At 71.6% G+C, this 14796-nt stretch carries 13 protein-coding genes and 1 pseudogene; 6 read left to right on the forward strand and 8 right to left on the reverse strand.

What is annotated here, in order from left to right; all coding sequences use genetic code 11:
* The first annotated feature begins 124 nt into the window (after positions 1 to 124).
* Entirely contained in the window at positions 125 to 1069 is a 945-nt protein-coding gene (sigJ, locus tag N5875_RS20425) for an RNA polymerase sigma factor SigJ (protein ID WP_318208111.1), read from the forward strand.
* On the opposite strand, the gene N5875_RS20430 is transcribed toward sigJ (N5875_RS20425), so the two are convergent.
* Positions 1055 to 1837, reverse strand: coding sequence for an NIPSNAP family protein (locus tag N5875_RS20430; RefSeq protein ID WP_338495283.1), 783 nt, complete (start codon positions 1835 to 1837; stop codon positions 1055 to 1057). The genes sigJ (N5875_RS20425) and N5875_RS20430 overlap by 15 nt on opposite strands.
* Before the next feature lie 170 nt (positions 1838 to 2007).
* Between N5875_RS20430 and N5875_RS20435 the strand changes: the two genes are divergently transcribed.
* Positions 2008 to 2997, forward strand: a complete 990-nt coding sequence (locus N5875_RS20435; RefSeq protein ID WP_338495285.1) for a YafY family protein — start codon at positions 2008 to 2010, stop codon at positions 2995 to 2997.
* Between the two features lie 88 nt (positions 2998 to 3085).
* Here N5875_RS20435 and N5875_RS20440 read toward each other — a convergent pair whose 3' ends face one another.
* From N5875_RS20440 to N5875_RS20450, 3 genes are all read right to left on the reverse strand, one after another.
* Positions 3086 to 4294, reverse strand: a complete 1209-nt coding sequence (locus N5875_RS20440; protein WP_338495287.1) for an FAD-dependent oxidoreductase — start codon at positions 4292 to 4294, stop codon at positions 3086 to 3088.
* Positions 4295 to 4375: 81 nt separating this feature from the next.
* Positions 4376 to 5320 carry an RNA polymerase sigma factor SigJ gene (gene sigJ / locus N5875_RS20445; protein WP_318208107.1) on the reverse strand — a complete coding sequence of 315 codons (945 nt, stop codon included), beginning with the start codon at positions 5318 to 5320 and terminating at the stop codon, positions 4376 to 4378.
* Between the two features lie 164 nt (positions 5321 to 5484).
* Positions 5485 to 5991, reverse strand: coding sequence for a MarR family transcriptional regulator (locus N5875_RS20450; RefSeq protein WP_338495289.1), 507 nt, complete (start codon positions 5989 to 5991; stop codon positions 5485 to 5487).
* A 224-nt stretch (positions 5992 to 6215) separates the two neighbouring features.
* Here N5875_RS20450 and N5875_RS20455 point away from each other — a divergent pair, with 224 nt between their 5' ends.
* Both N5875_RS20455 and N5875_RS20460 read left to right on the forward strand, forming a co-directional pair.
* Positions 6216 to 7358 (forward strand): MFS transporter, encoded by a 1143-nt coding sequence (locus N5875_RS20455; RefSeq protein ID WP_338495290.1) that lies wholly within the window; start codon positions 6216 to 6218, stop codon positions 7356 to 7358.
* A gap of 69 nt (positions 7359 to 7427) precedes the next feature.
* A pseudogene (locus tag N5875_RS20460) lies at positions 7428 to 7685 on the forward strand (ketosteroid isomerase family protein); the annotation flags it as partial.
* On the opposite strand, the gene N5875_RS20465 reads toward N5875_RS20460, so the two are convergent.
* A complete protein-coding gene (locus N5875_RS20465; protein ID WP_318208103.1) occupies positions 7660 to 7812 on the reverse strand; it encodes a hypothetical protein in 153 nt (50 codons plus the stop codon). The pseudogene N5875_RS20460 and the gene N5875_RS20465 sit on opposite strands and share 26 nt — an antisense overlap.
* A gap of 292 nt (positions 7813 to 8104) precedes the next feature.
* Here N5875_RS20465 and N5875_RS20470 point away from each other — a divergent pair, with 292 nt between their 5' ends.
* Positions 8105 to 10306 carry a VCBS repeat-containing protein gene (locus N5875_RS20470; protein ID WP_338495292.1) on the forward strand — a complete coding sequence of 734 codons (2202 nt, stop codon included), beginning with the start codon at positions 8105 to 8107 and terminating at the stop codon, positions 10304 to 10306.
* A gap of 241 nt (positions 10307 to 10547) precedes the next feature.
* Positions 10548 to 11318, forward strand: a complete 771-nt coding sequence (locus N5875_RS20475) for a GNAT family N-acetyltransferase (protein WP_338495294.1) — start codon at positions 10548 to 10550, stop codon at positions 11316 to 11318.
* A 67-nt stretch (positions 11319 to 11385) separates the two neighbouring features.
* Here the strand turns inward: N5875_RS20475 and N5875_RS20480 are convergent, their stop codons facing one another.
* From N5875_RS20480 to N5875_RS20490, 3 genes are all read right to left on the reverse strand, one after another.
* Complete coding sequence (locus N5875_RS20480; protein ID WP_318208100.1) at positions 11386 to 11727, reverse strand: MerR family transcriptional regulator; 342 nt, start codon at positions 11725 to 11727, stop codon at positions 11386 to 11388.
* An 810-nt stretch (positions 11728 to 12537) separates the two neighbouring features.
* Positions 12538 to 14058 carry a DEAD/DEAH box helicase gene (locus N5875_RS20485; RefSeq protein WP_338495295.1) on the reverse strand — a complete coding sequence of 507 codons (1521 nt, stop codon included), beginning with the start codon at positions 14056 to 14058 and terminating at the stop codon, positions 12538 to 12540.
* A 219-nt stretch (positions 14059 to 14277) separates the two neighbouring features.
* Positions 14278 to 14481 (reverse strand): cold-shock protein, encoded by a 204-nt coding sequence (locus N5875_RS20490; protein ID WP_020133169.1) that lies wholly within the window; start codon positions 14479 to 14481, stop codon positions 14278 to 14280.
* Between the last annotated feature and the right edge of the window lie 315 nt (positions 14482 to 14796).

The raw sequence follows: 14796 nt of genomic DNA on the forward strand, positions 1-14796 counted from the left end.
TCGCTCTCTCGACAGTCCGACGACGCAGCCACCGAGAATGTGAGGCGCCGTACCGGGGTTACGGAGTGATGTGGGTCTCGCCGATCATGGCGAGCGCAGATCGAACGAGGGGGACACCATCACCATGAGCGGCAGCCGTACGGACCCAGAACGCGGGCTCGCGCCCGTCGCCGCCCGGCCCGAGGGCGAGTACCGGCAGTTGATCAACGTCGCCTACCGGCTGCTCGGCTCCCTGGCGGAGGCGGAGGACGCCGTCCAGGAGGCCTTCGCCCGGTGGTACGCCATGTCCGGCCGGCAGCAGGAGGCCATCGAGGCGCCCGGCGCCTGGCTGACGACGGTGGTCGGCCGTATCTGCCTGGACGTCCTCGGCTCGGCGCGGGCGCGGCGCGAGCGCTATGTGGGCGAATGGATCCCGGAGCCCCTGCCCGACACGGTGGAGTGGCTGAACGGCCTGCCGGGTGACGGCGGGACCGACCCCGCCGACCGGATCGCCCTCGACGAGTCGGTCGACATGGCCTTCCTCGTCGTCCTCGAATCCATGACCCCGGCCGAACGGGTCGCGTTCATCCTGCACGACGTGTTCCGGTACCCCTTCACCGAACTGGCCACGATCGTCGGCCGCACACCCGCGGCGTGCCGGCAGCTCGCCTCGTCGGCCCGCCGGCGCGTCCGGGCGGCCCGGACGCCGGAGCTGCCGACCGGCGTGCAGGCGCGTGTCATCAAGGACTTCAAGCAGGCGTGGGAGGCCCAGGACATCGCGGCCCTCGTCGGTCTGCTCAACCCCGACGCCACGGTGGTCGTCGACGGCGGCGGCCTGGTCGGCGCGGCACTCCGCCCCATCACCGGTGCCGGGGAGATCGCCCGCTACATCGTCGCGATCGGCGACATGGCGCCCGGCATGACGCTCCAGGTCCGCTCGGTCAACGGCCGCCCCGGCCTGGTGGCCCAACGGGGCGGTACGACCGTGACGGTGGCGGCGTTCGGCCTCGCGGACGACCGGATCACGCACATCTGGGCGGTCCGCAACCCGGAGAAGCTCCAGCCCTGGACGCCCTCAGCGGACGAGTGAGCGGGCGGTGGGCGTCAGGCGGAGGTGACGGGGGGCCGCCGACTGCCTCCGTTCGACGGCCGGGAGGATCTCGTCGCGTACGAGGGGGTGGTGGTCCGTCGCGTCGGCGAGGTGGCGGCGGTGTGCCTGCTCGTCCGGGTACGAGGTGATGACGGCGACCACGTTCTCTCCGGTGCGGACGGGGAGCCGGGGGAACGTGTTGTCCGCCGGCTCGGTGGCGAGTACGGCGAGGGGCGCGGGCCCCGTCTCCCGCAGCGCGGGGACGAGACGGTCGTGGATCAGCGCGGGGCCGTCCTCGTCGCCCGGCGGGAAGTGCCACAGGGATACGGCGACGAACCGCTTCGGTACGCCTCCCCGTTCCGGTGCGGCGCTGCCCTCCCGCCCACGTTCCGACGGGGACACCGCGAAGCCGCTCCCGGCGTCCGCGCCGACCGGCAGCGGCCGCAGCAGCAGGACGTCGTCGGAATCGACCATGGTCGCGTTGGCCCGGGGGCCGTGTGCCGCCCAGACCGGCCCGCCGTAGAAGGCGGAGAGGGCCTCCCGCCGGGTCTCCATGTCCGTGAAGCCGCGCAGCCAGACGAAGCGGTCGGGATCGTCGAGGTCCCGGAACTGACCGAGGACGAGCATCCCGGTCGCCTCCTGGGTCTCGACGAACTCCCGGTCGAACAGCTCGATGAGCTCGTCCCGGCGGCCGGGCCGCAGGGTGTACTGGCGGAGCTCGATCACGGCGGGGTGGACGGCGGGGGCGATACGGGGAGTGCTGGGCACGACGGGCTCCTGGGTGGTTGTTTCGAGCGGGCCGGACCGGACAGACGCTAGGGCCGGGGCGTGCCACCACCTGTCAGTGTTCTCGGTGGCTTCGGTGGCTTCGGTGGCTTCGGTGGCTTCGGTGGCTTCGGTGGTTTCGGTGCTTCGGGTGCCTGGAGCAGAATCCCCCCATGCCCGCCGACCGGTTGTTGTCGATGATGCTGCTGCTCCAGACCCGGGGCCGTATGTCGGCTCGACGTCTCGCCGCCGAGCTGGGGGTCTCCGTACGGACCGCGTACCGCGATCTCGACCGCCTGCAGGCCTCCGGGATCCCGGTCTACGCCGAGCAGGGCCGTACCGGTGGCTACCAGCTGCTCGACGGCTACCGCACGCACCTCACCGGGTTGAGCGAGAGCGAGGCCAGGGTGCTGTTCCTCGCCGGGCTGCCCGCGCCCGCCGCCGATCTGGGGCTGGCGGCGGAAGTGGCGGCGGCGAGACTGAAGTTGCTGGCGGCCCTGCCGGCCGCCCTGCGCGAGGAGGCGACGCGTACCGACGCGGTGTTCCATCTGGACGCTCCGGGCTGGTACCGGGAGGCCGAGGCGACTCCGTATCTGCCGCTGCTCGTGGACGCGGTGTTCGGCCGGCGGGCGGTGGACGTGCGGTACCGCCGCTGGCGCGAACCGCGGGAGGTGGACCGTCGGCTGCACCCGTACGGCCTGGTCCTCAAGTCGGGCACCTGGTACCTCGTGGCGGGGGTCGACGGCAGGACCGCCACCTTTCGGATCGCCCGGATCCTCGACGCGGTGATGAGGGACGACGAACGTTTCGAGAGGCCGGAGGAGTTCGTCCTGGAGGCGTACTGGTCGTCGTACCTCGACGAGTTCGAGGCGCGTCGCCACACGGGCACCGCCACCGTCCGGCTGTCGCCGAGGGGGCGAGAGCGGCTGGCCGACAACGTGCCGCCCGAGGTGGCGCGGGCCTGTGAGGCCACCGCGACGGAGGTGGCGGACGGCGAGGGCTGGATCGAGGCCGTCATCCCGACCGAGAGCATCGGGCACGCCTGCGGGGAACTGCTCCGTCTCGGCACGGACGTCGAGGTCGTCGCACCGGAGGAACTCCGGCGGGCGATGGCCGACACGGTTCGGGCGCTCGCCCGGACCTACGCGTCCGTGCAGGCGTGAACAGTCGCTGTGTGCGCTGTGTGCGCTGTGTGCGCTGTGGTCGTGGCGCCTGTACGCCACGACCACAGCGCCCGGGAGAGAGCCCGCGTCACCGGGTGGCGAGGCGGGGTGCGGCCGGCTCGGCGGTCGTCACGAGGCGGTGGCGACGGCTCGGCATCATCATCGTCGGGTGGGAGACGCTCCACGCCGCGCCCGCGCAGATCAGCTCCTTGATACGGGCGCCGGCCCGGCCCGTGACGACGGTGGACGTGACCTCGTCGTCGTGGGTCACCTTCTGGAAGATGGCGTCGCGGCGGCCGAGGCTGATGCACTGCGCCGCGTAGCCGATCGCGTTCTCGGGAACCTTGCGGCCGGTCAGGCGCGCGGCGAGGGCGTCGGCGGCCTGCCAGGCCATCGGGGACGCCGTGGCGCAGGACATCCGCAGCGGCCTGCCGCCCGGCCCTTCGGCGTACGCGGCGTCGCCGACGGCGTACACATCGGGGTGGGAGACCGAGCGCATGGTGGCGTCGACGACGATCCGCCCGGTGTCGGACACCTCCAGGGTCGTGGCGGCGGCGATCGGGTGCACGGCGAAGCCCGCCGTCCAGACGGTCAACTCGACCGGGATCTCCCGCCCTTCACCGGTGACGACGCGGTGCGCGTCGACACGGGTGATGTCGGCGCGCTCGTGGACCGTGATGCCGAGCCGGTCGAAGACGGTGCGCAGATGACGCCGGGCCTTGTCGCTGAGCCAGTCGCCGACACCGCCGCGGGCGGCGAGGGCGACGTCCAGGTCCGGGCGGGCCTCGGCGATCTCGGTGACCGCCTCGATGCCGGTCAGGCCGCCGCCGACGACCAGCACGGTCCCGCCCGGCGCCAACTCGCCGAGGCGCGCCCGCAGTCGCAGCGCGTCCTGCTTCCCGGCGACGCCGTGGGCGTGCTCGGCGACACCGGGGACGCCGAGGGCTCCGGCGGTGCTTCCCAGGGCGTACACGAGGGTGTCGTAGTCGAGAGTGTCGTGGCCGAGGGTCTCGGCGCCGTGCTCACCGGTGAGGTGGACGGTCCTGCGGTCCGCGTCGACGGCGGTGACCCACGCCGACCGGAGCTCCACGCCGGTGCCCGCGTACACGTCGCGCAGCGGGCGGCTCGGCAGATCCTGGCCGGCGGCGAGCTGGTGCAGACGCACCCGCTCGACGAACTCGGGCTCGGCGTTGACCAGGGTGATCTCGACGTCGTCGCGGTGCAGTCGCTTGGCGAGGCGGCCGGCGGCGATCGCTCCGGCGTACCCGGCTCCGAGGACAACGATGCGGTGCTTCATGGCTGGCTCCCTATCCGGTTGGACTCACCTCCTGAACCGGACAGCCCCGCGATCCCTGACAGGAATCGGATGTGACCTGGGTCACCACAGCTCTCGGAGCGGGTGATGGGGGCCGGCTGCCGCCCACTGGCGGGTGATGCGCTCCAACTTGTCGGGATTGACCTGGATGTGGACCGCCTCGACACCGTCGGGCGTCGGGGCGAGGCAGATGACGCCGGCGATCCGCTCACCGATCGCGACGAGCACGGCGGGACCGCCGTTGACGACGCCGGCGTGGAGTACGGCGTCGCCGCCGGCGATGGCCCGCTTGGCGGCGCTCGGCCGGAACAGCCCGCGCAGGTAGCGGGCGATGCCGAGCGCGCCGATGACCGGGGTCCTGCGGGCCGGAACGCGGGGTCCGCCGTCGGCCACGCCGACCGCGTCGACGGTGAGCAGCCGGATCAGCGGCTCGGTGTCGCCGCTGAGGGCCGCGGCGAGGAACTCCTCGACGACCTTCCGCGCGGCGACCGCGTCGACCTCGGTGCGGGCCCGGTCGGTGGCGAGGTGCTGTCGGGCGCGCCGGTGGATCTGCTGGCAGTTCGACTCGGTGAGGTCGAGGATCTCCGCGATCTCGCGGTGCGCGTACCCGAAGGCCTCGCGCAGCACGTACACCGCGCGCTCGTTGGGCGTCAGCCGCTCCATGAGGGTGAGCATCGCGAGGGACACCGATTCGCGCTGCTCGGCGGTGTCGGCCGGACCGAGCATCCGGTCCCCGGCAAGCACGGGCTCCGGGAGCCACTGCCCGACGTAGGTCTCCCGCCGGGCCCGTGCGGAGGTGAGCTGGTTGAGGCAGAGGTTGGTGAGCACCTTGGTCAGCCACGCCTCGGGCGTCTCGATCCGCTCCCGGTCGGTCGCGTGCCACCGCAGGTACGTCTCCTGCACCGCGTCCTCGGCATCGCCGGCGGACCCGAGCAGGCGGTAGGCGATCGCCTCCAGGCGTCCCCTGGAACGCTCGAACAGATCGGCCTCGTACGTAAGGAGCGGCATCGCCCCATGATCGGCCCTGTACGCGGGCCGCGTCCACCCGCCCGGGTCCGCTCCGTGACGAAGCCGCGAGGTCCGCAGGGAGTCCGCACGGAGTCCGTATGGAGTCCGCACGGAGTCCGCACGGAGACCGCATGGGGTCCGTATGGAGTCCGTACGGAGTCCGCTCACTTGATGGTGGTGTCGCCGAAGGCCTCCAGTACGTGGCGGAGGCCTTCGGCGGTCTTCTCGACCACGTCGCGGTCCACGTCGGCGAGCAGCTGTGCGTAGTTCGCCAGGTGGTCGGCGAAGGCGGCCCGGGTGACCTCGTGTCCGTGCTCGGTGAGGCGGATCTTGATGGTGCGCCGGTCGTCGCCGTCGCGTACGCGCTCGACCAGGCCCTTGGCCTCCATCCTGTCGATGCGGTTGGTGATCGCACCGGAGGTCACCATGGACGCCTTGAGGAGGGCGCCGGCGGTGAGGGTGTGGGGCGGCCCGGAGCGCTGCAGCGTGGTGAGGACGTCGAACTCGCCGTGCTCCACGCCGTGTGCGGCGGCCACGGCTCTGGCCGACTTGTCGACCGCCCGGGCCAGCCGCTGGATCCGTGCGAACAACTGCACCGGCCAGAGGTCCTCCACCACGTCGGGGCGTTCCTTGGCCCACTGGCCGATGATCGCGTCCACGGCATCGCTCATGGCCGACACTCCTCTCAATGGACATCTTCTCAACGTTAAGACACTTGACGTTGAGAGAGTCGGGCTGCTTTTATCTCAACGTTGAGATTATCAAGGCTGAACGACAGGAGCACCCCGTGTCCGAGCTCGCTCTCCGCCTCCGCCGCCGCCCCGCCGTAGCGCCCAGCCCCGCCGTAGCGCCCGCCCCTCCGACGCCGGGTCAAGTTCCGGTCGGATGGCTGGCATTGCTGGCCACCCCGATCGCCGCGAGCGCCAACAGCCCGGTCCTGATCCTGCCCGGCATGGCCGACTCCCTCGGCATCCGTACGGCCACGGCGACCTGGCTCGTCACGGTCTTCGCCTGGGCCATGGCCGTCGGCACCCCGCTGATGGCCGGCCTGCTGCGCCGCCGCGGCCTGGGTGCCACGCTCCGGCTGAGCGCGGCCCTGGTCGTGGCCGGCACAGCGGTCGTCGCCGTGGCGCCCTGGCTGCAGCTGGCCATGGCGGGCCGGGCGGCCCAGGCGGTGGGCGGCGCGGGCTTGATCACCGCGGCGATGAGCCTGGCGGGCTCGGTCCGGCGCATGGGGGTGATCACGGCGGGCTTCGGGATACTCGGCGCGGTCGGACCGCTGCTCGGCTCGGCGATCGCGGGCACGGCCTCCTGGCGGGTGTCCCTCGCCGTCGGGGCGGTCGCCCTCCTGGCCCTGCCGGCGGTCATGCGCCGCGCCGACCTGTCCGCACCCGCGCGGACCACCCCCTTCGACGGCCGGGGCGCCGCGCTGCTGGTCCTGGCGGCGACGGCCCTCGTACTCATCCCGCGCCACCCGCTCCCGGCGGTCGCCGCCGCGCTGCTGACGAGCTCGCTGCTGGCCCTGCACATCCGGTCCCACCCCACGGGCTTCGTCCCCGCGGCGCTGCTGCGCACCCGGGCCTTCACCCTCTCCGCCCTGCTCGCCTGCGCCTTCGCGACCTCGTACTTCACGCTGCTCTTCACCGTCCCGCAGCTGCTGAGCGACCGAACCGACTGGTCGACCGCCACGATCGGCGCCGGCCAACTTGCCGCCCTCCTCGTGGGATCCGTGCTCTCCATGGTGCTGGCCGCGGCCGCGGCCGGGCTGGGCCGCCCGCGGGTCCTGACGATCCTGCTCGTGGTGGGAGCGCTGGCCCCGCTCATCGCCGTGCTGACCCCCTGGGCGCCGCTGCTCCTGCTGGTCGCGACGCCGGCCGTGATCACCGCGAGCGCGGGCCAGGCCACGCTCGCGGTGTACGCCACCCAGGCAGCGCCGAGCGCCCAACGCCCCACGGCGATCGGCCTGTTCAACCTCTGCTACCAGCTGGGCGGCGCCTTCGGCCCGGCGATCGCGGCCCTGATCACCCTGGGCGGCTGACGCACGCAACATAGTCGGCCAGCTACGTTCCGCGCGGGACGGACTTCAACAGCATCGTCCGCGCGGGACAGCCTCGCGAGTCTCTACCGGCCGGAGTCGATGCTCACCTGGGAGGGCACGCAGAACCGGGGGGCGAGCGACATCGTCGCGCAGCTCAAGAAGCCCGAGCTGATGCACGTCAAGACGCGGATCGACTCGACCGACGCGCAGCCCGGGGCGAACCAAAGCGTCGTGGTTCACGTCACCGGCAACCTCGCCGTCGACAACGCCCTCGACAAGCCGCAGCCCTCCGCCCGTTCGTTCAAGGCGGCAACAGCCGGTCGGTGACCGTGTCCGCGAGCTCCTGGACCGGGATCTCGCACGCGGCCTCGGCCTCCCTGAGCAGTCCGCCGACGCCCGTGTCCCAGTCGCGGGCACCCCGGGTGGCGACACCGGTGACCGCCGAGCGGGACAAGACGAAGATCTCCGTGCTGAAGCAGTGCTTCTCGTTCGTGGCCGAGGAGCAGAGCCACGGTCGCAGGGTGACGGTGTACGAGCGGCTCGGACCGGATCATTGCCGAGCCGGATGACGCCATCACGGCGTCGCGGGTGCCGACGCGTCTCCGTCGTGGGCGCCGAAGCGTCTCCGTCGCCGTTGTCCATGCCGGACCGTCCACTCGATGCGGGCCCCGGAGGCGTACAACCATTTGACTGCTCGGGGGTCAAAACCGGTGGGGCGCATGGTGCGCCTGATGTTCTCGGGAGGAATGCCTGTGCCTCTGGCCCGTTCGACGCGACGGCGGCTCGCCGGCGCCGTCACCACCGTTCTCGCCGTCACGCTCGGGGCGACCGCGCTGACCGCCCCCACGTACGCCGCTCCGGTCGCGGGCGGTGTGCTCGCGGCGGAGGCGGCGACGACCGCGGACCCGATCGCGTACCCCAAGAGCGGCAGGCTCGTCGGGGCCGGTGTGACCGGCTTCCTGACGACCTCCAACACCAACATCACGACCTTCCGGCGGTACGCGGACGGCACCGGGCAGGGGTACGACGGCGCGGTGTACCTGCGGTCGACGCCGACCACCGACTTCCTGGTCTTCAGGGGCGCGTACCAGATCACGCAGCGGAACCTGGCGACGAACGGCTCCCTGGAGGTCCCCGTCGGTTCCCTGACGGGCGCCGACGCGAAGTGGGCGGGCGCGGCGGGTGACGCCGTCTTCACGACCGTCGTGACCGAGGCGGGCACGGTGCTGCGCAAGCACGTCGACGAGGCCCCCACGGTGACGGTCACCGGTCTCCCCGCCGACGCGAGCTCCGTCATGGTCACGCCCGCCACCCCCGCGCACGCCAAGGTCGCCTTCACGCAGAACGGCCTGGGCAAGTGGGGTCTCCTCGACCTCGCCACCGGCGTCCTCACCCTCGGCACCCCCGGCGTCGGCGCGCAGGCGGTCTCCGCGACCCACACCGCCTGGTCCGCCGCCGCGGCGACGGACCAGGGCCCCCGGGTCTTCGTCGCGGACCGGGCCACCGGCGCCGTGCAGGAGGCCCCGGTGCCGCAGGCGCCCTCGTCCGGCAACCTCCAGGTCGGCCTGGTCGGCGACTGGGTCCTGTACGGGCAGAAGGGCGGCATGGGCTTCGCCCAGCCGAGCGTCCACCACGCCATCACCGCCTACAACCTCACCACCAAGGCGACGGTGAAGGTGCTCGACCACGCCTACGAGTTCACGTCCGCCCCCGACGGCAGCCTGTACGCGCGCGGCGGTCTCGTCGGCCGGGGCGAGGGCATGTACCGGATCGCGGCCACGGGCGGCGACACCCTGACGGCCGAGCTGGTCGCGGCGACCGGCGAGCCCACCGAGGTCGTCGCCACGGCCTCCACCGTGCCCCCGGCGGTCCTCGACCTCGACCGGGTCAACGGGTTCGTCTTCAAGTGGACGCTGTCCCGCGACGTGTGGAACCCGAAGCTCACCGTCCGCCATGTGCGGACCGGGAAGTCCTACGCCATGACCGGGGCCCCCAGCAGCAGCACGCCGGCGTTCGCCTGGGTCGACAACAACTGGGACGCGGACGTCCCCAACGGCGACTACACCTGGGAGTTCACCGGCGAGCCGGTCAACGGCATCGGTCCGGACGTCACCGCCAAGGGCGCGTTCAAGGTCGTCCGCAAGGCCCAGCCGCACGACTTCGACGACAACGGCAGCCCCGACCTGCTCAGCCGGGACTCCGCCGGCCGCCTGTGGCGCACGGACCTCTTCTACCGTCCGATCGACGAGCGGCGCGGCATCAACGAGGCCGGGGCCAGGACCTACCTCGGTTCGGGCTGGGGCGTCTACGACCGGATCGAGGCCGCCGGCAACCTGGGCGGTACGCCGGTCGGCGACCTCCTGGCCCGCGACAAGTCCGGCGTGCTCTGGCTGTACCAGGGCAACGGCACCGGCAACTTCGCCACCCGGGTCCACGTCGGCGGCGGCTGGCAGGTCTACGACAAGATCACGTCCGGCAGCGACCTGACCAACGACGGCCGCGTGGACGCGCTCGCCACCGACAGGTCCGGCGCGCTCTGGCTCTACACCGGCACCGGCAGCGCCACGAAGCCGTTCCTCCCCCGCAAGAAGATCGGCACCGGCTGGGGGGTCCACAACGACATCACGGCCGTCGGCAACATCGCGGGCGGCCCCGCCGGCGATCTCGTCGCCCGTGACAAGGACGGCATCCTCTGGCTCTACCTGGGCAAGGGCGACGGCACGTTCGCACCCCGCACGAAGATCGGCAGCGGCTGGAACGCGTTCCGGCCGCTGATCGCCGCCGGTGACGCGGACGGCGACGGGCGCCCCGACCTCATGGGCCTCGGCGCGACGTACGAGACGCCGAAGCTGTACAAGAGCACCGGCGACTGGAAGGCCCCGTTCCGAACCGGCGAGGTCATGCACCTGGAGCAGGTCAACGCGAACCAGTCGGACCTCGTGTTCTGACCCCGCGGTACGCACGGAGGGGAGGCCACCGCACCACCCGGCCTCCCCTTACCGCACGGGTGCGAGCCTCTCCGCCGCCGTCCGCAGGGGCTTGGGCACGTTCTTCCTGACGTGGCTTTCAGGTCCGCCGTCTCGGCGACCGTCACGGCCGGCCCTGCTCGCGGCAGCCACGCAGGTGGCCCAGTCAGCTCGTACGCAAGTGGCCCGTGTGCTCTGTCCATTGGGCACTACCGTTGGCCCGATGACAACGAGATCCACTTCGGCCGACCAGCCCACGTCCGTGATGACCTCGGCCCAGGCGCCGATGCGTCAGGCCCGTAACTCCGCCGCCTTCTGGGCCGCGACCGGCCGATGCCGGGGGCATGAGGTCATCCGACGCCGCGGATTCGTCGCGGTCGACGGCGGCCTGCGGGCCGGCCTGCGGATCCTGATCCAGGAGCCGGTCCTCGACCCGGACGAACTGGCCGAGTCGAGCGAGCTGGTACGCCGAGCCGCGGGCCCGGTGAACGTCGAGGATCCGTTCGGTTCGACCGACCTGAGCCACCTGGGCATGCGCAGCTGGCAGATGCCGGTCATGCTGCGCCCGCCCGGGCCGGTCGACGAACCGGCGCTGGACGTGATCCGGGTACGGCGGCCCGAGGACCTCCAGGCGGCCGAGCGGATCGTGATCGAGGGCTTCGAGCTGGCCGGATTCACGCCCTACCACCCCGGCGAGCTGTTCCCGGCGGCGCTGATCGAGCAGCCGGGCGTGGACGTGTTCGTCGCCCTGCACGATGGCGTGCCCGCAGGAGCCGGCGTCAGCCTCGTGGGCGACGGCGTCGGCAGCCACTACTGGGTCGGCACGGCGTCGGCTTTCCGGTCGCGTGGCGTGGGGCGGGCCGTCATGCTCGGCTCCCTCGCCCACATGGCGGACCTGCCGGTCACCCTCACCGCTTCGAAGCTGGGCAGGCCGCTGTACGAGTCGCTGGGTTACACCGTCGCCGCGCCCTCGACCTGGTGGGCCTCTCAGTGATCCGACCGAGGGGTCGGCCCTCATGATGCTCGCGGGGCCCGCCGGTACCGGCGGGCGCACACTCAGCTCAGTCCGAGGCCGGCGGAGGGGATGATGATTCGGCGGCGCGACGGTACTCGGCGTTGAGGCGCTGGGCTTCTTCGAGCTGGTCTTCGAGGATGATGATGCGGCAGGCGGCCTCGATGGGGGTGCCCTGGTCGACGAGCTCGCGGGCGCGTGCGGCGATACGCAGCTGGTAGCGGGAGTATCGGCGGTGGCCGCCACCGGAGCGGAGCGGGGTGATGAGACGGGCTTCGCCGAGGGCGCGCAGGAATCCCTGGGTGGTGCCGATCATCTCGGCGGCGCGGCCCATCGTGTAGGCGGGGTAGTCGTCGTCATCGAGCCGGTTGAACGAGTCGTCTGCTGTCACTTGCACCTCTCCGGTGAACGCGTTGAGGGGCCCTGGTGCCGTATGGCACCAGGGCCCCGAAGGAACTACTACACCATCTGCCGGCCCTGACACTGCACCGGCCTTCGGTTTCCGCCGACCCGACCGAGTTGCTGCCGGGTGCGCGGGGATCGCGGTTGCTCGACCGGAGACCACCTCGCTATCGATGTCCTGCGGTACCCGGGCTCAAGAAATCCGCCCGGGCGATCCTGATGGCGCTCGGCTCCTCCGTTCTTCCCTCGGTGATCCACTGCCTACCCAACGGGGTACTGCGTACTGCCGGCACTGCTCTACTGCGTACCGCACTTACGGGTACCGCGACTGCCATGACAGCGGTACCGCTCACGGCGGCCCCTGATCACTGCGGGCCACCCGGTCCGGTCGTCAGTCCCGTCGCCGTCCTGCGACAACCCTGGCTTCGGAACTCCACCACCGCACCGTCCTGCCAACTGCACCTGCGGTCTTGCTGCCCGGCAGTTCGTCTCTGCCAGGCCCTCTTGTCTCGCTGGGTTACGAGAGAAACCATAACCACGCCACTGTTCAATGTCTACTCTGGCCGAGATAGATTTTCGTGGCTCCCGGGGAGAGGTAGACCTCGGTGGCCGGTCCAGGATCTGCAGAGCAGCCTGCACCGCAGGCCAGGCGCTCGGACCGGCCACGCAGGAGGGCCCGACCAGCGCGTGCTGGTCGGGCCCTTCTTGCTGCTCCGGCTCACTCGGTGTTCAGGCCGCCGTGTCGCCGGCGGACTGCAGCGGCCGTGCGCTCACGCGGCGGGCTGCCGCGGCCGTGCGCTCATGCGGCGGACTGCCGCCCGCTCACGCGGCGGGCCGTCGCAGCGGGACTGCGTCGACCACGGGACACCGGGCCGCGCTTACGCTGCTCGGCCGCCGGCGCGGTGATGGTGACCGGGACGCCGGAGGGGGTCCGGGCGCCGGTGATCCGGTGGAGGGCTTCCTCGCCGGAGCGGACCTGGGTGGTCTGGGGGACGATGCCGGCGTCGCCCAAGAGGCGGGTCAGGCCGCGGCGCTGGTGGGACGTGACCAGGGTGACGACACTGCCGGACTCGCCCGCACGGGCGGTGCGGCCGCCGCGGTGCAGGTAGTCCTTGTGGTCGGTCGGCGGGTCCACGTTGACGACGAGGTCGAGGTTGTCGACGTGGATGCCGCGGGCGGCGACGTTCGTGGCGACCAGGACGGTGACGTGTCCGGTCTTGAACTGGGCGAGGGTGCGGGTGCGCTGGGGCTGGGACTTGCCGCCGTGGAGTGCCGCGGCGCGGACTCCGCTGTCGAGGAGGTCCTGGGTGAGCCGGTCCACGGCGTGCTTGGTGTCCAGGAACATGATCACCCGGCCCTCGCGCGCCGCGATCTCCGTCGTCACCCGGTGCTTGTCGGCGCCGTGCACGTACAGGAGGTGGTGTTCCATCGTGGTGACCGCCCCCTGGGAGGGGTCGACGGAGTGGACGACGGGGTCGGTGAGGTAGCGGCGGACCAGGAGGTCGACGTTGCGGTCCAGGGTCGCGGAGAACAGCATCCGCTGGCCTTCGGGGCGCACCTGGTCCAGGAGGGCGGTGACCTGGGGCATGAATCCCATGTCGGCCATCTGGTCGGCCTCGTCCAGGACGGAGATCGCGACCTCGCTCAGCCCGCAGTCACCTCGGTCGATGAGGTCCTTGAGGCGGCCGGGGGTGGCGACGACGACTTCGGCGCCTCCGCGCAGGGCGCCGGCCTGGCGTCCGATGGGCATGCCGCCGACCACGGTCGCCAGGCGCAGCTTGACGGCGCGTGCGTACGGCGTGAGGGCGTCGGTCACCTGCTGGGCCAGCTCGCGGGTGGGGACGAGGACGAGGGCGAGCGGCCGGCGGGGCTCGGCGCGCTGCCCGGCGGTGCGGGCCAGGAGGGCCAGGCCGAAGGCGAGGGTCTTGCCGGAGCCGGTCCGGCCGCGGCCCAGCACGTCACGACCCACGAGGGAGTTCGGCAAGGTCGCGCCCTGGATCGGGAACGGCACGGACACGCCCTGCGCGGTGAGCGCGGCCAGAAGCTCCGCAGGCATGTCGAGTTCGCCGAACGCCTCGACGGCGGGCAGCGAGGGGGTGATCGTCTTCGGGAGGGCGAACTCTCCCTGTACCGGGACGGGCCGGCGGCCGTGGCCACCCCGGCGGCTGGGGTCTCCCGAACGGCTGGGGTCTCCCGAACGGCTCGGGGCGGACGAGCCGAAGCGACCGGCCCGAACCGGAGCGGCGGTGGAGCCGAAACCGGAGCCGCCGGTGCGGCGGCGGTTGCGGGAGGAGCGGCTGTTCGTACGTGTGGGGTTCATGCAGAACCTTCCTTGATGCGGCACGTCATCAAGGAATTCCCGCAACGGTGGAGCAGTGCGGGGACCATAAGAACGAGCCGAAGAGAATGCGAAAGCGAAATGGCGTGATGTCGAACGAACGCCGAGAGCCCCGCAGGTGCAATCGCTGCCGGAAAACGCGTGTAGCTGGGGCCCGCACCCCGAGGGATGCGGGCCCCAGCTACGAACTGCGCGTCAGCTTCAGGCGGGAACGATGTTCTCGGCCGTCGGGCCCTTCTGGCCCTGCGCGATGTCGAAGGTGACCTTCTGGCCCTCCTGCAGTTCGCGGAAGCCCTGGGCGGCGATGTTCGAGTAGTGGGCGAACACGTCGGGGCCGCCACCGTCCTGCTCGATGAAGCCGAAGCCCTTTTCTGCGTTGAACCACTTCACGGTGCCGGCAGCCATGTCATTTCTCCTTTGGGCATTACGCCGGCATCCACACTGTGCGGATGCCGTGTCGCCGCGATGATGCCCCGCCCGGAAAAAGACCGGAAACTTTAAGTTTTTTGGGTACCAAAACTGCAACTGAGATCGACAGTAGCATGCCGCAGTGGCTTCGGCGCGAAGAATAATCCCGCTCTGCGCGTCGGGGTAAATTCTCTCCCGGTGGGGCGAGTTAAACTCTGCGCCCGCGGGCGTAGATATTGATTCACCCCGAGCGCAGTGTTTCGGAAGCGGGATCCCCGGTTCACGAATCGAACCTGCGGGCACGTGCCCGGC

Source organism: Streptomyces sp. SJL17-4, assembly GCF_036826855.1.
GTDB lineage: Bacteria > Actinomycetota > Actinomycetes > Streptomycetales > Streptomycetaceae > Streptomyces.

Bases quoted from the DNA above. Each gene is read 5' to 3' on its own strand.
- sigJ (WP_318208111.1), top strand. From the start codon at position 125: ATGAGCGGCAGCCGTACGGACCCAGAACGCGGGCTCGCGCCCGTCGCC.
- N5875_RS20435 (WP_338495285.1), top strand. From the start codon at position 2,008: ATGCCCGCCGACCGGTTGTTGTCGATGATGCTGCTGCTCCAGACCCGG.
- N5875_RS20440 (WP_338495287.1), bottom strand. From the start codon at position 4,294: ATGAAGCACCGCATCGTTGTCCTCGGAGCCGGGTACGCCGGAGCGATC.
- sigJ (WP_318208107.1), bottom strand. From the start codon at position 5,320: ATGCCGCTCCTTACGTACGAGGCCGATCTGTTCGAGCGTTCCAGGGGA.
- N5875_RS20450 (WP_338495289.1), bottom strand. From the start codon at position 5,991: ATGAGCGATGCCGTGGACGCGATCATCGGCCAGTGGGCCAAGGAACGC.
- N5875_RS20470 (WP_338495292.1), top strand. From the start codon at position 8,105: ATGCCTGTGCCTCTGGCCCGTTCGACGCGACGGCGGCTCGCCGGCGCC.
- N5875_RS20475 (WP_338495294.1), top strand. From the start codon at position 10,548: ATGACAACGAGATCCACTTCGGCCGACCAGCCCACGTCCGTGATGACC.
- N5875_RS20485 (WP_338495295.1), bottom strand. From the start codon at position 14,058: ATGAACCCCACACGTACGAACAGCCGCTCCTCCCGCAACCGCCGCCGC.
- N5875_RS20490 (WP_020133169.1), bottom strand. From the start codon at position 14,481: ATGGCTGCCGGCACCGTGAAGTGGTTCAACGCAGAAAAGGGCTTCGGC.